The organism is Aquaspirillum sp. LM1, assembly GCF_002002905.1.
In the GTDB taxonomy this organism is placed as follows: domain Bacteria; phylum Pseudomonadota; class Gammaproteobacteria; order Burkholderiales; family Aquaspirillaceae; genus Rivihabitans.
The window spans coordinates 3,138,588-3,155,919 of record NZ_CP019509.1; the positions used below are offsets into that span (position 1 = coordinate 3,138,588).

Genomic DNA, 17,332 nt, shown 5'->3' on the forward strand with positions numbered 1-17,332 from the left:
CCTGGCCGTTGGCCGTCCACTTTCTGCGTGATTCAGCCATCGTTGGCTTGTCGGAACAGCATGCGTCTGCTAATACGTATAAATACGGTATTGTATTTATCCATTTTCTTCTACGTGCATGCCATAAACCCCGGCATCCTCCTGCCATCAGGCGTGATGCCAAACAATGTGAGTCCTGTAATGAATATCGCCAAGCGCATGATTTTGCTGATTTGTCTTTCTGCGGCTGGCTTGCTGGCCATTGGGCTGGTGGGCCTGTTTCAGATGAATACCATCCATGAACAGCTGGATGAAACCGGCACAAATGTGGTGCCCAGCCTGATCAAACTGGCTGAAGCTGAAAACACCTTCATGTCCTTGCGCACCCAGGTGCTGTATCACCTGCTGATGGAAGACACCGCCAGCCTGGCCGAACAGGATCGCACGCTGGAACACACCCGGCAGCAGCTGGAAACGACACTGAATGGCTACCAGGCCTTTGTTTCCGACACCAAGGATCAGCAGTATCTGAACGACAGCAAGGCATTGCTGGCCAAGTACCTGGCCGAGACAGCGCCGTTTCTGGCCAAATCCCGGCTGAACCACAAGCAGGAAGCCGTCAGCCAGATGCGTGCCAGTCAGGCAATGCAGTTGGCCTTGCAGCTGAGCAAAAACCTGAAAAACCACATCGACTACAATAACAGCCTGGCCCAACAGCAGATGCAAGTGGCCAGGCGGGCTTACCAGCAGGCCATCATCGAAGTGATCGTGCTGATGCTGGTCACGGGTCTGGGCACGATACTGCTGGGCTGGCAAACCTACCGTTACACATTAAATCATCTGCATAAACTGATTGATGCATTTACCCACATTGAAAAAAACCTGGATTTCACCCACCGACTGCAACAACTGGGCAACGATGAAGTTTCCACCGTGGGTAGCGCATTCAACCGCTTGCTGGACAAGCTGCAAAACAGCTTTCGCTCGATTACCACTCAAGTACAGTCGGTTTCCAGCGTAGCAGAAAAAATGTCGGCTGCCTCGGCACAGATGAGCAGTGCCTCCAGAATGCAAAGCGAATCCGCCGCCAGCATGGCGGCCACCATGGAGCAGATGACGGTCAGCATCAACCATGTGGCCGATCGTGCCAGCGAAGCCGATCAGTTGTCCTGTCAGTCTGGCTCGCTGGCCAGCGCCGGCACCCAGGGGATTGAAACCACGGTAAAAAGCATTAACCACATTGCCCAGACCGTGCGTGAGGCGTCCAGCCATATCAGCCAGCTGGAACACAATAGCGAGCGGGTCAGCAGTGTGGTGGCGGTGATCAAGGATGTGGCCGAGCAGACCAATCTGCTGGCGCTGAACGCGGCGATTGAAGCCGCCCGCGCTGGCGAGCAAGGCCGTGGCTTTGCCGTGGTGGCCGATGAAGTGCGCAAGCTGGCCGAACGCACCAGCCAGTCCACCCGGGAAATTTCGCAAACCATCAGCGACATGCAGCAAGGCGCGCAACTGGCAGTGTCCAGCATCCGCACCGTGGTAGGCCAGGTGGAAAGCGGCGTTTCGCATGCCGAACAGGCCAACCAGACCATCCAGGCCATGGGCGACAGCGCGGGTGAGACGGTCTCCATGGTGGCCGATATCAGCAAGGCCATCCGCGAACAAAGCAGCGCCAGCACCAGCATTGCCCAGCAGGTGGAAACCATTGCGCAGATGGCCGAAGAAAACAGTGCCGCGTCGCAATCCACCACCAACACCGCCCAGCAACTGGCCCGGCTGTCGGCGGTGATGTTCCAGGAAGTCAGTCAGTATCGGGTGTAGGGGGTGGGGGTCATGGTTTCAAGGCGGGTGGCCGCATCATGCGGGTCGTGGTGACACCGCCTGCGGCTACATCCTGAAACGCTCCACCTGGTTTTTCAGTGCCACGGCAATGCCATTCAGGTGCGCGGCGTTGATGGCGGACTGGCGGATGGTTTCACTGGTTTCTTCCACCATGCCAGCCACTCGCTGCACCTGGCCGGCAATGGCGTGGCTGGTGCTGGTTTGCGCCTGAGTGGCGGCGGCAATGTCTTCCACCCGCTGCACGGTGCGCGCGGCACCGTCGCGGATGGCTTGCAGGGCGTCGGCAGCCTGGTTGGCCAGGGTTTCGCCGTCGCTCACTTCTGGCAGGGCGGCATCCATGGCCGACACAGCAGCGTCGGTGTCGTGCTGAATGGCGCTGATCAGGCTTTCGATTTCCACCGTGGCCCCGGCGGTGCGTTCGGCCAGCTTGCGCACTTCATCGGCCACCACGGCAAACCCCCGTCCTTGCTCGCCAGCGCGGGCGGCTTCAATCGCGGCGTTCAGCGCCAGCAGGTTGGTCTGGTCGGCAATGTCCTTGATGGCCGAGGTCATGGCGGCAATCTTGTCGGCGCGGGCGTCAAGCACGCGAATTTTGGCCGAGGCGTCGCTCACCGTGGTGGAAATGCCCACCATGCGGGCGGCGGCGCTTTGCACCAGCTGAACGCCCTGCTGCGACAGGCGCAGCGCCTGGTCGGCGTCGTCGCGGCTGGCCTGGGCGGTGCGGGCAATCTGGCCGGCGCTGTCGATAAAGGCGTTGACGCTGTCGGTCAGCGCGCTGGCGGCATGGGCTTCCTGCTGGGCGGCGTCGGCCATGCTGGCCGAGGCGCGGCTGGTTTCGTCACCGTCCAGCGCCAGTTCCACCGCCTGTTTGTCGATGGCTTCCAGCAGCGCGCGCAGCGCCTGCACCATATCATTGAGCGTGGCCAGCAGGCTGCCGGCAGGTGCTTGGATATGCACGGTCAGATCGCCATCGGCTACCCGGCGCATCATTTGCCGGGCAGCACGCGGCTCGCCACCCAGCTCGCGCGACAGGCTGGCCAGCAGGCGCTGAATCAGCACCATGGCCACCAGCAGGCTGACGGCACCCAGTGCCAGCACCACTTTGACGGCGTGGTCGGCGTCGGCCAGGGTGCGGGTTTTCACCTGTTCGGCCAGCTTGCGTTGCTCGCCCAGCGCCGCCAGCAGCTGCTTGCGCAAGGCCCGCCAGGCCGGGGTTTCGCTGCTGTTGAGCAGCTGGATGGCAGCGGCGCTGTCCTGTCCGGCCAGCTTGCGCACCTGGTCCAGCGCCAGTCGGCGCTGCTGCTGTTGCTGGGCCAGGCTTTGCCACAGCTTGTCCTGTTCCGGGCTGGTGCGGCGGGCGCTGTCCAGCGCCTGGTCAAACGCGGCCAGCGCGGCGTCCAGATTGCTGTGGCCCTGCGGGTTGCCGTGGTCAAGAATCACATTGCGCAAGGCCTGGCCAGACTGCAGCCCCTGGGCGTACATATCGTCCAGCGCCTGCAGGGTTTTCAGGTCGCGGTCAACAAACTGGCTGGTGTTGTGCTGGGTGGCCAGCAGGGCAAACGAGGCGTAGCCCAAGCCAATAAAGGCCAGCACCAGCGCGCCGGCCACCATCAGCATGATGCGAAGGCGAAAGGTCATGAAGAAGTTCCGTTGGTGAGCGAAGCCATCACGTGCGCCAACAGCCTGGCACCGTAAAATTAAGGAAAAGTGATAGTGTACGTGAACTGTCTTAGCCACATGATGAAGATGGGTATTTCTACGGTAAAAAGCCACACCGGCCAGCAAGGCGGGGTGTGGCCATGGCACCAGACAGATGAAGATCAGTGTGCTGAACGCACCACCAGCACCGGCAGGTAGCTTTCCCGCATCACATACTCTGCCACGCTGCCCAGTAGCGCATGGCGCAGGCCATGGCGGCCATGGGTGCCCATCACAATCAGGTCGGCATCAATTTCTTTGGCATGCACCAGCAAGGCGTGGGCAATGTCCTTGCCGCCTTCCCAGCAATGGCGCACTGCCGGATGTACCGGCCCGGTGTGGCTGGCCGCTTGCGCCAGCGCCGGGGCCAGAATGGCCTCACCCTGGGCATCGGCCTGGGTGGTCAGCCGGCTGGTGTCGTGGCTGCGTGGCTCGTCCACTGCCACTTCCAGCAGGTTGATCACGGTCACCAGATGCAGCTCGGCCTGGTGAATGCCGGCCAGTTTCAGGGCTTCGTCCAGCGCACGCGGGGTGCTGTGGCTGTTATCGATGGCCACCAGAATGCGTTGATACATAAGAACAACTCCTGTGCGGACGGGCCAGGGCCGGCGTCCGCAAAATCACGGCAAAAGGGGCAGGCAGCACAACGGAGTGCCTCAGGCAAACGTTTCATCCGGGGCCAGATAGCGCCATTGCCCCGGTGGCAGGTCTCCCAGCATCACCTTGCCAATGCGGATGCGCTTGAGGCCCACCACGCGCAGGCCCACCAGGTCGCACATGCGGCGAATCTGGCGCTTTTTGCCTTCGCGCAAGATAAAACGCAGCTGGTCTTCGTTCTGCCACCAGACCTTGGCCGGGCGCAGGCGCTGGCCATCCAGCACCAGGCCATGGTTCAACCGGGCCAGGTCTTGTGCCGACAAGCTGCCGCTGACCCGCACCAGATATTCTTTTTCGACATCGGAATGCTCGCCGATCAGGGTTTTGGCCACCCGGCCATCCTGGGTCAGCACCAAGAGGCCGGTGGAGTCGATGTCCAGCCGCCCGGCGGGTGCCAGCCCGCGCAGGTGTTCACGCTGAAAGCGCTGTGGCGCGTGATCGCCGGCCCAGCGCCGTTCCGGCACCACCAGCGTGACCGCCGGTGCATAGCCTTTTTCGGCCTGGCCAGACACATACCCCATGGGCTTGTGCAGCAGAATCGTCACCCGGTCATCCTGTGCACCGCTGGCCTGACGCGACAGCTCGATGCGGGCGTCAGGCGTCACCTTCATGCCCAGCACGGCCAGCTCGCCATCCACCTTGACCCAGCCTCGTTCAATATAGCTGTCGGCCTCGCGGCGGGAACACAGGCCACGATCAGCCATCAGTTTGGACAAACGCAACACAGTGGGCTCGGACATACACGGGTCTTTCAGGCAAAACGCCATTGTAACGCAGCCGGGCCAGCATACCGATGGGCGCAGCACCGCCCTGGCCACCGCACGGGGTGAAAAATTTCTGCTGGCCCGCACAATCACACTGGCAAGGTGCTTCACCATGACATACCATGCAAAGCGTGTATGCAAAACACCAAAAAAATCAAACGATTATTTTATTTGTCCTTCCCTTCCGGAGCACTTGCCATGCTGAATCGACTGAGTATCCGTGTGCGCCTGGCCATTCTGGCTGTCATGGCATCGCTGGCGCTGGTGGCGCTGGGCGGCATCAATTACTGGCAAACCCGGCAGCTCACCCATGCACTGGAACAGGCCACCCTTGGCCAGGGCAAGATCCGCAATCAGGGCGAAGCCGACATGATGCACGACGCCATACGTGGCGATGTGCTGGAAATGTACTACCAGGCCAACCAGCCAGACGCCACCCCCGCTGCCCTGCAGGAAGTGCGTCAGTCGCTAAGCGAACACAGCAAAACCCTGCGCGAGCGGGTGGCCAGCACCGCCAGCCTGCCGATGAGCGCGCAGGAGCGCAAGGAGCTGGATGCCCTGCGCCCCGACCTGGACGCCTATGTGCGCGAAGCCGAGCACACCCTGGACATTCTGGCGCGCAAGGGCGACGCCAAGGCAGCGTTTGTCGCATTCTCGCAGCGCTTTGACGCGCTGGAAAAAAGCATGGGCGCATTCAGCACCACACTGGAGCGCACCAGCCAGGTGGAGCAGGACGCCGCCCGTGAAGTGGCCGAACATACCGGGCAAAGCCTGCTGCTGGCGCTGCTGGCGTGCATGGCCAGCCTGATTTGTCTGGATATCCTGATTGGCCGCAGCATCACCCGCTCGCTGGATGGCATCCGCCAGTTTCTGGCCGGGCTGGGCAATCGTCTGGATCAGCGCCTGCACAGCCAGGGCAAGGATGAAGTGGCCGACATTGCCCATGCCATCGACCATATGCTCGACAAGCAGGCTGACACCATCCGCCTGATCCAGCATGCCGCCGACACCCTGCGCCAGGCCTCTGGGGCGGTGTCCAGCCAGTCACAAACCGCCAATGCCCGTGGCCGCGACATCGGCCAGACCATGGCCGGGCTGACCGCTGCCACCGAGCAGATGCGCGCCGGCATTGCCGCCATGGCCCACGCCATTGCCGGCCATGCCCAGGTGGTGGCCCAGGCCAACCAGGCCAACCACAGCGCCGAAGCCGCCATGCTGGCCTCGCGCGATTCCGGCAGCGAGCTGGTCAGCGCCACCCGCAATCTGGCGGGGATGATGACCGAGCTGAATCAGGCGGTGGGGCGGATTGGCGAAGTGGCCAGGGTCATCAGCGACATTGCCGATCAGACCAACCTGCTGGCGCTGAATGCCGCGATTGAAGCCGCCCGCGCTGGCGAGCAAGGCCGGGGCTTTGCCGTGGTGGCCGACGAGGTCCGCAAGCTGGCCGAGCGCACCACCAGCAGCACCGGCGATATCACCCAGATCATCCAGACCATCCGGGTGTCCACCGACCATGCTGCCCAGTCGATGTCGGCGCTGTCCGGGCAGGTGGAAGACGGCATGAGCGCGCTGGACCAGGCGCGTCAGGCGCAGGAAACCATCACCTGCCATATGCGCGACATTCATCAGGTGGCCGATGAAGTGGCCGGTACCACCCGCCAGCAGGCCGCCGCCATGGACGACACCGCCCAGGGCATGAGCCAGATTCAGAGCAGCCTGGCGGTGTTGCAGCAAGTGGTGGAGCAGCTTGACCAATCCGCCGGGGTGCTGGCCGGTGAAGCCAGCCAGCTGGCCAGCCATGCCGGCACCTTCCAGACCGGGCGTACCGAACGCGGCAGCGCACCGGCCAGCTTGCGCCCAGCCAGCGTGCGTATCTGAAGCCGGGGGGTCAGGCGGGTATAATGGCCAGCGTCTGTTAACCTGCCGTGAGCCGCCATGACCCTGCCCGCCCCCCATCCCCGCGTGGAAATCCGCTATTGCACCCAGTGCCGCTGGCTGCTGCGTGCTGCCTGGATGGCGCAGGAATTGCTCACCACCTTTGACGGCGACCTGGGCGAGGTGGCGTTGATTCCCGCCACCGGCGGGCTGTTCAGCGTGCATCTGGATGGTGTGCTGCTGTGGGACCGCAAAACCGAAGACGGTTTTCCCGACATCAAGCTGCTGAAACAAAAGGTGCGCGACCAGATCGACCCGGCGCGTTCGCTTGGGCACAGCGACCGGCCAGGGCATCCACCGGCCTGATTCGGCCCGCTCGCCCATTGCCGGCACCGCTCATATGAAAACCCCCAACCCGGCAGATCCCGCTGCGGTGTTGGGGGGTTGGTTTTTGTCGCCCAAGGCGGCAACAGCTGGCTGGCGTGAGCGTTACACCACAAAGCGGCTGGCGGTGTCGCGCAGCGAGCTGGCCAGTTCTTCCAGGCGCTGGGCCGAGCTGGCGCTTTCGCGGGTAGCGGCGCTGTTTTCTTCGGCCATGCGCGCAATCAGCTCAACATTGCCCGACAGCACATTGGTGGCGTCGCGCTGCTGGTTGAGCACTTCGGCAATGCTGCCCACCGAATCGGTGGCGGCGGCCAGGCCGTTGTAGATTTCACCCATGGCCTGGCTGGCACCATTGGCCTGCTCCACCCCGCGTCCCACCTGGCTGGCCGCACTGGCCATGCCGCTGACCGCGCCGGAAGCGCTGTCCTGCACTTGCTGGATCATGCCGGCAATTTCGCTGGTGGCCACGGCGGTACGTTCGGCCAGCTTGCGCACTTCATCGGCCACCACGGCAAAGCCGCGCCCTTGCTCACCGGCTCGGGCAGCTTCAATGGCGGCGTTGAGCGCCAGCAGATTGGTCTGGTCGGCAATTTCACGAATCACCGCCACAATGCCGGAAATCTGCTGTGATTTCTCGGCCATGGCATGAATGCCGGACGACGCTTCCTGCACCAGCGAGGCAATCGACTGCATTTCATCGGCGGTGCTGCTGATGGCTTCGCGGCCAGCGTGCGAGCGGGTACTGGCGTCGCGGGCAATCTGCTTGGTGGTGGTGGCGTTTTCGCTGACGCCAGAAATGCCCGTGGACAGGGTTTCCACCGCCAGCGCCATCGACGAGGCCGATTCGGCCTGTTCCATCGAGCGCGACGCCACTTGCGACGAGGCGACTGACACCTGCTGGGCGGCAGCGGCCACTTCCAGCGAGTTTTGCTGGATATTGCCAATCACTTCACGCAGGCCGTCGCGCATTTGCGCCAGGTCGGCCAGCAGGCTGTTACGGTCGCCGGGTTTGACTGGCACATGCGCCGACAGGTCGCCCTTGGCAATCTTGCGCATCACTTCGCTGGCGGTGTGCGGCTCGCCACCCAGTGGCACGGTCACGCTGCGCACAATCCAGAAACCGGTAAAGCACGCCACCACGCACGAGCCCAGGGTCACGCTGAACAGCAGCACGCGCAGGGTGTTGGCAGCGGTTTCAGCGGTGGAGGCATTGGCGTCAAAATGCTGGTTTTGCTGGTCGACCAGGTCTTCCAGTTTTTTCATGTACGCCACCAGCGGGCCGGGTGCTTCGGTCTTGAAAATGGTGTGGCCTTCTTCAAACTTGCCTTCTTCAAACAGTTTGAAGGCTTTGAAGTACACATCGGTATAGGCCTTGCGCTTGGCCACCAGGTCAGCCAGAAATTCCTTTTCGGCAGGCTCGGTCATCAGGGTGGCCAGTTTTTCAAAATTCTTGGTGATACGGCCACGCTGTCCCGGAAACTTGGCCTTGACCTCGGGCAGCAGCGCCGGATTGTCAAACATCAGGAACATGCCGTTGTTGAACTGGTTGGCAATGTAGATGATGTCGGCGGCGGCGCGGGCACGCTCCCAGTCTTTATCCACCATTTGTTTCATGGTGCTCTGGCTTTGTGTCAGCCCGTAAACGCCCAACGCGGCGGTAACCAGCAATGAAAGCACCATCATGCCAATACCAAGCATTAGCCTGGCAGATAGAGTCATGCGTCCCATGGTGAGAATCTCCGGTAAAGTCTCAAAGAAATAGGCGTGAAATCGTAGGTATATATACGTAGTTCCTGTGCTGGCAGGTCTACTTTTTTCATTTTTGTGGGGATTGTAACATCACCATAGCACATGTTGCGTTGCAACAAAAGCGGCTTAAGCCCTGTGCGCCACAGAAAAAATCCAGTGAATTTACAGATGCTTGCGCGCCAGGATAAAGAACTCGCGGTTACCATCACCACCGGCAATCGGACTATGCATCCATCCTGTACAGTGCAAGCCCAATTCGGAAACGAGCGCACGCATGCGTTTTTCCACATCGGCATACAAGGCAGGATTCTTGACCAGGCCACCCCGGCCAATGCCCGCCCGGCCCACTTCAAACTGGGGTTTGACCAGGTGCAGCAGATGCCCCCCCGGCTGCAACAACGGCACCAGCGGCGGCAGCGTCAGCGTCAGGGAAATAAACGACACATCGCCCACAATCAGGGAAAATGCTTCGCCCTGATTGGCCGCCCGCAGCGCGGCCTCATCCGGTGCTCGCGCATTCACGCCTTCAAACAGGGTGACTCTCGGGTCGGCCTGCAAACGCGGATGCAACTGGCCATGGCCCACGTCGATTCCCACCACCCGGGCCACGCCGGCCTGCAGCAGGCAATCGGTAAAGCCGCCAGTGGAAATCCCCACGTCCAGCGCGCAAAGCCCCTCTACGGCCAGCCCGCTTTCTGCCAGCGCACCCGCCAGCTTGAGCCCGCCACGTGAGACAAAGCGATCGTCGGCATGCGCTTCCACGTACAAGGGGGTGTCGTCATCCAGCCGGGCGCTGGGCTTGCTGACACGCTGGCGCGGCTCGCCCTGATACACCCGCCCGGCATCGATCAGGTGTTGCGCTACCGTTCGGGACGCCGCCAGCCCACGGCTGACCAGCAGGAGATCCACCCGCGCCATAAAAACCTTACCAAATGAGAATTGTTTCAAACCACGCCAGACCCGGCAGCCTTGTGCCCAGAAGCAAGGCCTGCGCATGGCCAATCAGCCACAAAGCCATGGCCACTGGGGCCAGAAGGCCGGACAAGACACGCAGCCTGACTGCGTGGGGGGAAGGCGAAAACGCCGTTATTGGAGCATGCTACGTAGATTTACGCAAGGTAAAACCGGGCCAAATGGGCCTGGGTTTGCGCCACTGCCACAGCCAGGCCACACCGGGCGGGCTGTGGTGTGGCAATCCTGCCACGCTCAGGTTACAAATGCGCACGCACGGCAGCATCCAGCTGGGCTTCGCTGACTTTTCCGCTCAAGCGGGCAACAATATTGCCGTTTTTGTCCAGAATCAAGGTAAACGGCAGGCCGCCCAGCTGATTGCCCGCTGCGCGCATCAGGTTCAGCGCACCACTGTCGGCCAGCAGCACCGGGTAGCGGATATTGAACTGCTGAACAAAATTGCGCACCGCCACCTTGTCGTCAATGGCGACACCCACCACCGCCAGCGGCGCGGCACCATAGCGGTCGGCGTACTGGTTGAGCAGAGGCATTTCTTCGCGGCATGGCGCGCACCAGGTGGCCCAAAAATTCATCACCACCACCTTGCCGCTCCAGGCCTTGCTCAGCGCCCGGGGTTTGCCGCTCATATCCGGGTAGCTCACCCCGTCCAGCGCCGAGGCGGCCTGGGCGGCACCCGCCAGCGTCAGCAGCATGGCGCTGCCCAGCGCCAACAGGCTGCGGCGATTGATTGTGTATGACATTCCTGCTCCTTCCAGTCAAAATCCCGGCATTGCGCATGACCTGCCTGGCTGGCGGTGGCCGCGCGACGCTATATATAAGGAAAACCCATGTCCGTTCTTGTTTGCGGCTCACTGGCCTACGACACCCTGCTGCACTTTGAGGGCGCGTTCAGCGACCATCTGCTGCCCGACCAGCTGCACAAACTGTCGGTGTGTTTCAAGGTGCCACGCCTGCGCCGCGAGTTTGGCGGCTGCGCCGGCAATATTGCCTACACCCTGCAGGCGCTGGGTACCCCGCTACGCATTCTGGCCAGCGTGGGCGAAGACTTCGCCCCGTACCAGGCCCATCTGGACGCCCTGGGGGTGGACACCGGGCTGGTGCGCACAGTTCCGGGCCAGTATACCGCGCAATGTTTCATCACCTCCGACCAGGCGGATAACCAGATTACCGCCTTCCATCCGGGGGCCATGGACAATCCCCCCGCTGCGCACCCGGCAGACGCCGGCCCGCTTCAACTGGCCATCCTCGCGCCTGGCGGCCCGGCGACCACCTGCCAGCTGGCGGCAGAACTGAGCGCATTGGGCGTGCCGTTCATGTTCGACCCCGGCCAGGAGCTGCCGCTGTTCGAGCAAGATGCCCTGCTGGCGCTGATTGCGCAGGCACGCTGGCTGGCACTGAATGACTACGAATCCGAACTTCTCTGCCAGCGCACCGGTCTGAGCGTGGCCGAACTGGCCAGCCAGGTGGCCGGGCTGGTGATTACCCGGGGCGGCCAGGGGTCGGATCTGTACGCCGACGGCCAGCATTGGCACGTGCCGGTGGCGCAGGCCGATGCCATTGTCGATCCCACGGGCTGTGGTGATGCCTACCGTGCCGGGCTGTTGTATGGCCTGGCGCAGGGCTGGTGCTGGCTGGATTGTGGCCGGCTGGCCAGTGTGCTGGGTGCCATCAAGATTGCCAGCCGGGGTGGGCAGAACCACCCGCTGGCCCCAGACGCCATCCGGCAGCGCTATGTCGCCGCGTTTGGCGTGGCATGCCCGCTGTAATCGCCATGGCGGGTGATCAACACCGGGCAGTGGATTTTCTGTCTGCTGCTTGAAAAACCCGCCGGACTCCGCCATCTAGCCAAGATGTTTCCTGCAGTCAGGCCGGCGATCCCGTGCGCTGCCGGAAAAATCGCAAACTTTGTGTGCTAGAACGGCTGGGCCGGGCCGCCTGTATGGGCGTCCGGCCAACTGTTTTTTTGCCGCCACCGAGAAAGGCACATCATGCCCGTTCCTTGCCTGACCACCGCCCTGACCGGCCCGCTTAAAGATCTGGAAACCCGTATCCTGTCGGCCCAGCCGCAGATCGAGCACTGGTTTCGCAGCCAGTGGACACAGTACACCCCGCCGTTTTACGGCTCGGTGGATTTGCGCAACAGCGGCTTCAAGCTGGCGCCGGTGGACATGAACCTGTTTCCCGGCGGCTTTAATAATCTGAGCACGGATTTTCTGCCGCTGGCGGTGCAGGCCACGCAAAGCGCGCTGGAAAAAATCTGCCCCGAGGCACGCAGCGTGCTGCTGGTGCCGGAAAACCACACCCGCAACACGTTTTATCTGCGCAATGTGGCCGCGCTCAAGCAGATTCTGGAGCTGGCCGGGCTGAAAGTGCGCCTGGGCAGCCTGTCGCCTGATATCACTGCCCCCACCGTGCTGGAACTGGGCGATGGTGAAACCCTGACGGTGGAGCCGATTGTCCGCCACGGCCACCGGGTCAGCCTGGGTGATGATTTCAACCCCTGCGTGGTGCTGCTGAACAACGACCTGTCCGCCGGCCTGCCCGATCTGCTGAAACACCTGGACCAAGCAGTGCTGCCGCCGCTGCATGGCGGCTGGGCCGTGCGCCGCAAGAGCAACCACTTTGCCGCCTATGACCAGGTGGCCGACGATTTTGCCCAGCTGATCGGGATTGATCCGTGGTTTATCAACCCGCTGTTCCGCTCGTGCAAGGGGCTGGACTTCCACGAGCGCCAGGGCGAAGAACAACTGGCCGACGTGGTGGATAGCCTGCTGACCCGGATTGGCGAGAAATATCGTGAACACAAGATTGACGCCAAACCGTTTGTGATTGTCAAAGCGGACGCAGGCACTTATGGTATGGGCATCATGAGCGTCAAGGACGCCCGCGAGGTGATCGGGCTGAACCGCAAGCAGCGCAACAAGATGGCGGTAATCAAGGAAGGCCAGGAAGTCAGCGAGGTGATCGTGCAGGAAGGGGTGTACACCTTCGAGCAGGTCAATGAAGCGGTGGCCGAACCGGTGGTGTACATGATTGACCGCTACGTGGTGGGCGGTTTTTACCGGGTACACACCGGGCGTGGCGTGGACGAAAACCTTAATGCACCTGGTATGCACTTTGTGCCGCTGTCGTTTGAAACTGCCTGCCTGCCCGACCGCAAAGGTGAGCCAGACTGCCCGCCCAACCGCTTTTACGCCTATGGCGTGGTGTCGCGGCTGGCGCTGCTGGCGGGTGCGGTTGAACTGGATGCCACTGACCCCTTGCGCGACTGACGCGCTGGAGCCCTGCTATGCGAATTGCCTTTATTGCCGACCCGCTGGCGTCGTTCAAAATCTACAAAGACTCAACCTTTGCCATGATGGAAGAGGCCAGCCGGCGCGGCCACGCGCTGTACGCGCTGCAAGCCGACGACCTCTACGTGGCCGCCGGCCAGGTCCGCGCCCAGGTCAGCCCGATCACGCTGACCGGCCAGGCCGACGCCTGGTTTGTCCGTGGCGCACCCAGCGACTGCGCCTTGAACGAATTCGACGCCGTGCTGATGCGCAAGGACCCGCCGTTTGACGCGCAATACCTGTACGCCACCCACTTGCTGTCGCTGGCCGAAAGCCAGGGCGCGCGCGTGTTCAACCGTGGCCAGGCCCTGCGCGACTACAACGAAAAACTGGCCATCCTGAAGTTTCCTGAATGGACCGCGCCCACGCTGGTCAGCCAGCAGCCAGCCATCTTGCGCGCCTTTGTCGCCGAGCAGGGCGACACCATCCTCAAGCCGCTGGACAGCATGGGCGGCGACGGGATTTTCCGCGTCAGCCCGCACGACCCCAATCTGTCGGTGATTCTGGAAACCATGACCGAGCGCGGCCAGCGCACCATCATGGCCCAGCGCTACCTGCCGGAAATTGTCGATGGCGACAAGCGTGTGCTGCTGATTGACGGCGAGCCGGTGCCGTACTGCCTGGCGCGCATTCCGCAGCCAGGCGAAACCCGTGGCAACCTGGCGGCAGGGGGCCGTGGCGAAGCCCGCCCGCTGACCGCACGCGACCGCGCCATTGCCGAGGCACTGGGCCCGCGCCTGAAGGCCGAAGGGCTGCTGCTGGTGGGGCTGGATGTGATTGGCGAGCGGCTGACCGAAGTGAATGTCACCAGCCCGACCTGCTTTCGGGAAATCATGGACCAAACCGGCTGCAATGTGGCCGGCCTGCTGCTGGATGCGCTGGAGCGCCAATGTGTTGCTTGAAGATATCGGGAATGATGGCGGCACTGGCCTTGCTGGGCAGCCTGTTGCTGAGCGGCTGCGAGCAAGGCCCCACATTATGGCAGCAGGAAAGCTATGTGTTTGGCACCCGGGTGCAGATCACCACGGCTGATGTGCCGGAGTCCGTGGCCCGCCCGGTGGTCAGCGCCGCGCTGGCGGATCTGGACCGCTGGCATGTGCGTCTGCATGCCTGGCGTGACGACAGCGAGCTGACCCGGATCAACCGGGCGCTGGCTCAAGATCAATGGACACGCACCGACCCGGAAGTGTTTGCCCTGCTGCGCCAGGCTCAGCAGATGTCCTCTGCCGCCGAGGGGCTGTTCAACCCGGCCATCGGCCAGCTGGTGGCATTATGGGGTTTTCATGCCGACAGCTTTGCTCCGATTACGCCGGATCCGGCGGCCCTGCGCCGGCTGATTGCCAGCGCCCCACAAATGAGCGATGTGCAGCTAGATGGGGGACAGGTGCGCAGTCGTAACCGCAATGTCTCGTTCGATCTGGGCGGCATGGCCAAAGGCTGGGCGCTGGACCGGGTGGCCGAGCGCCTGCGCGAAGCGGGCATTAAGTCTGCCTTAATCAATATCGGCGGTAATATCCTGGCGCTGGGCAGCAAGGGCGATGAACCGTGGAAAGTGGGCCTGCAGGCCCCCAGGGACAACCAGGCCATGGCGGTGATTGTGCTGCGCGATGGTGAGGCGCTGGGCACTTCGGGCGATTATCAGCGCTATTTCGAGCTCAATGGCGTGCGTTACTGCCATTTGATTGACCCGCGCACCGGTAGCGCCGCCTGCCAGCGTCAGGCCGCCACCGTGCTGGTGGAAAACGGCCTGGATGCCGGCCTGCGCTCCGATGTGGCCAGCAAGCCGCTGTTTTTTGCCTCGCGCACCGACACCGCCCGGCTGGCTGCCCGCTTTGACATCCGCGATGTCATGCTGGTGGAAACCGACGGCCACGCCTGGCTGAGCCCGCGCATGCATCAGCGCGTGCAATGGCTGCAACGTCCGGCCAAGGTGGACACCCTGAGTGGGTTTCCCTCCTGACCGCTTTTTTTGAGATGACAGTGTGACCCCACCGACTGAAAGCCCATTCAAGGGCAAAACCGGCCTGCGCCGGCTGATCAATGCGCTGGGCTACTCGCTGGACGGCCTGCGCGCCGCCTTCCGCCACGAAGCCGCCTTCCGCCAGCTCAGCCTGCTGGCCGCGCTATTGCTGCCGCTGGCGCTCTGGCTGCCGGTCACTCCGGTGGAGCGTGCGCTGATGATGGCCGCGCCGCTGGCCACGCTGATTATCGAACTGCTGAATTCTGCCATCGAAGCCGCAGTGGACCATACCTCGCTGGACCGCCATCCCCTGGCCAAGCGCGCCAAGGACATGGGCAGCGCCGCGCAATTGCTCGGGCTGGTCAACCTGGCGGTGGTGTGGGGGGGGATTTTATATGGGCACTGGGCTTAGCAATGCGCGGATTGATGCAGGACAGCACTTTTTCAACAAGCCAAACCCAGTAAAATCAATCACCTGCAAGCTATTTTTCACAAAACCAGGGGTTCCCCCTGTGTTTTTCTGGGCAGTGACTCAGGACACAATCAGCCACGTTTGACTATTCAGGCGTGGCTGATCGGGACATGGCGGGGTTCAGCGTCGGCTCGGCAGTTCGTTCTGCGCCAGATCATCCCGGCGCAGATACACCACACCGGGAAACACCAGAATATGCTGCTCGGTCAGCGTGGCCACCTGCTCGCTTTCGCCAACAAACTCAAACCAGCAGCGGCTGGAACACAAAAACCGGTATACCGGCCAGCCGGAACGGTAAAACATCAGCTCGCGACAGCGAAAATGGTCGAGTGGCAGCAGCGAATGGCTGCGAACCGGCTCGAATAGCATGCTTAATGCATCTTCATCGCCTTCGCCCGCCACCAGCCGCGCCACCCGCTCGCTGTCGGCCAGCCGCGCGCCCCACATCAGGGCCAGCAGGCACACCGGCAGCAGCAGCCAGTCGCCATCCAGCAAAAACAGCACAGCCATTACCCCGGCACCGGTCAGAAAAAACCGGCTATCCCATTGCATGCGGTTCATGATTCACCTCCTTGACGGTGCCTTTGCCCAGGGTCTGGTAGCGGCAACATCTTTTCAGCCTAGTTCATTTTGCGCGCAGCTGAGCGGACAAAAACTGTCAGCCGTGCGCACGCGGGGGGTTACTTCCTGAATGAAGGGTAAGCAAAAAACCGGCCCGATCCGCTGCCGGTAGCACAAGCGTGGTAAGCTGCCCGCCTCACCCGGCATGACCCCACTTCGGCCAGGCCAGCGCGATGGCGTCATGACGCCTGTCGGCTGCTGTCGCTGCCGTCTTCCGCTGCACCCATCCTTCCCCTTCTTCTTGTCAAATCAAGCTTTTGCCCCGCTGCTGGCCGGGCAGGACACGACAGGCGGCGCGGCGTTAACAGAAAGCCCTTCATGCCTGGTTATCAAGTCAAGGTGGAAACCCTGACGATTGGCGGCGCGGAGTATCAGATTCGCTCCCTGCTGGATTTACAACAATTTTCCGACCCCGATGGCGAAGCCGAACGACTGGGCATCTCCTCGGCCACCTGGCCGCTGTTTGGCCTGGTCTGGCCGTCGGCGCAAGTGCTGGCGGCGGCCATGCACACCCAGCCGCTGGAGGGGCGGCGCGTGCTGGAAATTGGCGCTGGCCTGGCGCTGGCCAGCCTGGTGCTGCACCAGCGTGACGCCGATGTCACCGCCAGCGACTGCCACCCACTGGCGGCGCAGTTCATGCGGGAAAACCTGAAACTGAACCAACTGGGGCCAATGGTGTATCAAACTGGCCACTGGGCGGGCAGCAACCCGGCATTGGGGCAGTTTGAGCTGATTATCGGCAGTGATGTGCTGTACGAACGCGACCAGCCGGAGCAACTGGCCGGGTTTATCGATTGCCATTCGTCGGCCAGTGTGGAAGTGATGATTGTTGACCCCGACCGGGGCCAGCGCAGCCGTTTTTGCCAGGCCATGTCCGCGCGCGGCTACCGCCATCACGCCCGCCGCGCCGACTGTCAGCTGCCTGGCGGTCAGGCGTATCGCGGGCGGTTTCTGTATTTTTTGCGTGGCGACGCCAGTACGTCCGACCCGCTGCCGGGCTAAGCCAGCCGCTGGCGTTCGGCTAGCCGAA

At 62.5% G+C, this 17,332-nt stretch carries 16 protein-coding genes; 9 read left to right on the forward strand and 7 right to left on the reverse strand.

The window, feature by feature from the left end; all coding sequences use genetic code 11:
• Positions 1 to 180: 180 nt before the first annotated feature.
• Positions 181 to 1,797, forward strand: a complete 1,617-nt coding sequence (locus BXU06_RS13620) for a methyl-accepting chemotaxis protein (RefSeq protein ID WP_077300721.1) — start codon at positions 181 to 183, stop codon at positions 1,795 to 1,797.
• A 66-nt stretch (positions 1,798 to 1,863) separates the two neighbouring features.
• On the opposite strand, the gene BXU06_RS13625 is transcribed toward BXU06_RS13620, so the two are convergent.
• The 3 genes from BXU06_RS13625 to BXU06_RS13635 all read right to left on the reverse strand — a co-directional run bounded on the left by BXU06_RS13625 (position 1,864) and on the right by BXU06_RS13635 (position 4,913).
• Positions 1,864 to 3,456, reverse strand: a complete 1,593-nt coding sequence (locus tag BXU06_RS13625) for a methyl-accepting chemotaxis protein (RefSeq protein ID WP_077300724.1) — start codon at positions 3,454 to 3,456, stop codon at positions 1,864 to 1,866.
• A gap of 182 nt (positions 3,457 to 3,638) precedes the next feature.
• Positions 3,639 to 4,091 carry a universal stress protein gene (locus BXU06_RS13630; RefSeq protein ID WP_077300727.1) on the reverse strand — a complete coding sequence of 151 codons (453 nt, stop codon included), beginning with the start codon at positions 4,089 to 4,091 and terminating at the stop codon, positions 3,639 to 3,641.
• A gap of 81 nt (positions 4,092 to 4,172) precedes the next feature.
• On the reverse strand, positions 4,173 to 4,913 hold the full coding sequence (locus BXU06_RS13635) for a pseudouridine synthase (protein ID WP_077300730.1): 741 nt from the start codon (positions 4,911 to 4,913) through the stop codon (positions 4,173 to 4,175).
• Positions 4,914 to 5,135: 222 nt separating this feature from the next.
• Here BXU06_RS13635 and BXU06_RS13640 point away from each other — a divergent pair, with 222 nt between their 5' ends.
• Together BXU06_RS13640 and BXU06_RS13645 are read left to right on the forward strand one after the other, a co-directional pair.
• On the forward strand, positions 5,136 to 6,815 hold the full coding sequence (locus BXU06_RS13640) for a methyl-accepting chemotaxis protein (protein ID WP_171982222.1): 1,680 nt from the start codon (positions 5,136 to 5,138) through the stop codon (positions 6,813 to 6,815).
• A gap of 57 nt (positions 6,816 to 6,872) precedes the next feature.
• Positions 6,873 to 7,178, forward strand: coding sequence for a SelT/SelW/SelH family protein (locus BXU06_RS13645; RefSeq protein WP_077300736.1), 306 nt, complete (start codon positions 6,873 to 6,875; stop codon positions 7,176 to 7,178).
• Positions 7,179 to 7,301: 123 nt separating this feature from the next.
• Here BXU06_RS13645 and BXU06_RS13650 read toward each other — a convergent pair whose 3' ends face one another.
• The 3 genes from BXU06_RS13650 to BXU06_RS13660 all read right to left on the reverse strand — a co-directional run bounded on the left by BXU06_RS13650 (position 7,302) and on the right by BXU06_RS13660 (position 10,657).
• Positions 7,302 to 8,924, reverse strand: coding sequence for a methyl-accepting chemotaxis protein (locus BXU06_RS13650; RefSeq protein ID WP_077300739.1), 1,623 nt, complete (start codon positions 8,922 to 8,924; stop codon positions 7,302 to 7,304).
• Between the two features lie 183 nt (positions 8,925 to 9,107).
• A complete protein-coding gene (locus tag BXU06_RS13655; RefSeq protein WP_077300742.1) occupies positions 9,108 to 9,863 on the reverse strand; it encodes a TlyA family RNA methyltransferase in 756 nt (251 codons plus the stop codon).
• 293 nt (positions 9,864 to 10,156) lie between these two features.
• A complete protein-coding gene (locus tag BXU06_RS13660) occupies positions 10,157 to 10,657 on the reverse strand; it encodes a TlpA disulfide reductase family protein (protein ID WP_150125213.1) in 501 nt (166 codons plus the stop codon).
• Positions 10,658 to 10,744: 87 nt separating this feature from the next.
• On the opposite strand from BXU06_RS13660, the gene BXU06_RS13665 reads away from it, so the two are divergent.
• The 5 genes from BXU06_RS13665 to BXU06_RS13685 all read left to right on the forward strand — a co-directional run bounded on the left by BXU06_RS13665 (position 10,745) and on the right by BXU06_RS13685 (position 15,621).
• Positions 10,745 to 11,683, forward strand: a complete 939-nt coding sequence (locus tag BXU06_RS13665) for a carbohydrate kinase family protein (RefSeq protein WP_077300747.1) — start codon at positions 10,745 to 10,747, stop codon at positions 11,681 to 11,683.
• A gap of 222 nt (positions 11,684 to 11,905) precedes the next feature.
• Positions 11,906 to 13,189, forward strand: a complete 1,284-nt coding sequence (gene gshA / locus BXU06_RS13670) for a glutamate--cysteine ligase (RefSeq protein WP_077300750.1) — start codon at positions 11,906 to 11,908, stop codon at positions 13,187 to 13,189.
• A gap of 17 nt (positions 13,190 to 13,206) precedes the next feature.
• Positions 13,207 to 14,151: a glutathione synthase gene (gshB, locus tag BXU06_RS13675; protein WP_077300753.1), complete on the forward strand. Its 945-nt coding sequence runs from the start codon at positions 13,207 to 13,209 to the stop codon at positions 14,149 to 14,151.
• Between the two features lie 11 nt (positions 14,152 to 14,162).
• Positions 14,163 to 15,209 carry an FAD:protein FMN transferase gene (locus BXU06_RS13680; protein ID WP_253189468.1) on the forward strand — a complete coding sequence of 349 codons (1,047 nt, stop codon included), beginning with the start codon at positions 14,163 to 14,165 and terminating at the stop codon, positions 15,207 to 15,209.
• Positions 15,210 to 15,231: 22 nt separating this feature from the next.
• On the forward strand, positions 15,232 to 15,621 hold the full coding sequence (locus BXU06_RS13685) for a diacylglycerol kinase (RefSeq protein WP_077300759.1): 390 nt from the start codon (positions 15,232 to 15,234) through the stop codon (positions 15,619 to 15,621).
• A 180-nt stretch (positions 15,622 to 15,801) separates the two neighbouring features.
• Here the strand turns inward: BXU06_RS13685 and BXU06_RS13690 are convergent, their stop codons facing one another.
• Positions 15,802 to 16,242, reverse strand: a complete 441-nt coding sequence (locus tag BXU06_RS13690; protein ID WP_077300762.1) for a hypothetical protein — start codon at positions 16,240 to 16,242, stop codon at positions 15,802 to 15,804.
• 378 nt (positions 16,243 to 16,620) lie between these two features.
• On the opposite strand from BXU06_RS13690, the gene BXU06_RS13695 reads away from it, so the two are divergent.
• Positions 16,621 to 17,304, forward strand: coding sequence for a methyltransferase (locus BXU06_RS13695; protein ID WP_077300765.1), 684 nt, complete (start codon positions 16,621 to 16,623; stop codon positions 17,302 to 17,304).
• Positions 17,305 to 17,332: the final 28 nt, after the last annotated feature.

Excerpts from the sequence above, each read along its gene's own strand:
- BXU06_RS13620 (WP_077300721.1), top strand. The coding sequence starts at position 181 with ATGAATATCGCCAAGCGCATGATTTTGCTGATTTGTCTTTCTGCGGCT.
- BXU06_RS13625 (WP_077300724.1), bottom strand. The coding sequence starts at position 3,456 with ATGACCTTTCGCCTTCGCATCATGCTGATGGTGGCCGGCGCGCTGGTG.
- BXU06_RS13630 (WP_077300727.1), bottom strand. The coding sequence starts at position 4,091 with ATGTATCAACGCATTCTGGTGGCCATCGATAACAGCCACAGCACCCCG.
- BXU06_RS13635 (WP_077300730.1), bottom strand. The coding sequence starts at position 4,913 with ATGTCCGAGCCCACTGTGTTGCGTTTGTCCAAACTGATGGCTGATCGT.
- BXU06_RS13640 (WP_171982222.1), top strand. The coding sequence starts at position 5,136 with ATGCTGAATCGACTGAGTATCCGTGTGCGCCTGGCCATTCTGGCTGTC.
- BXU06_RS13645 (WP_077300736.1), top strand. The coding sequence starts at position 6,873 with ATGACCCTGCCCGCCCCCCATCCCCGCGTGGAAATCCGCTATTGCACC.
- BXU06_RS13650 (WP_077300739.1), bottom strand. The coding sequence starts at position 8,924 with ATGGGACGCATGACTCTATCTGCCAGGCTAATGCTTGGTATTGGCATG.
- BXU06_RS13655 (WP_077300742.1), bottom strand. The coding sequence starts at position 9,863 with ATGGCGCGGGTGGATCTCCTGCTGGTCAGCCGTGGGCTGGCGGCGTCC.
- BXU06_RS13660 (WP_150125213.1), bottom strand. The coding sequence starts at position 10,657 with ATGTCATACACAATCAATCGCCGCAGCCTGTTGGCGCTGGGCAGCGCC.
- BXU06_RS13665 (WP_077300747.1), top strand. The coding sequence starts at position 10,745 with ATGTCCGTTCTTGTTTGCGGCTCACTGGCCTACGACACCCTGCTGCAC.
- gshA (WP_077300750.1), top strand. The coding sequence starts at position 11,906 with ATGCCCGTTCCTTGCCTGACCACCGCCCTGACCGGCCCGCTTAAAGAT.
- gshB (WP_077300753.1), top strand. The coding sequence starts at position 13,207 with ATGCGAATTGCCTTTATTGCCGACCCGCTGGCGTCGTTCAAAATCTAC.
- BXU06_RS13680 (WP_253189468.1), top strand. The coding sequence starts at position 14,163 with ATGATGGCGGCACTGGCCTTGCTGGGCAGCCTGTTGCTGAGCGGCTGC.
- BXU06_RS13690 (WP_077300762.1), bottom strand. The coding sequence starts at position 16,242 with ATGAACCGCATGCAATGGGATAGCCGGTTTTTTCTGACCGGTGCCGGG.
- BXU06_RS13695 (WP_077300765.1), top strand. The coding sequence starts at position 16,621 with ATGCCTGGTTATCAAGTCAAGGTGGAAACCCTGACGATTGGCGGCGCG.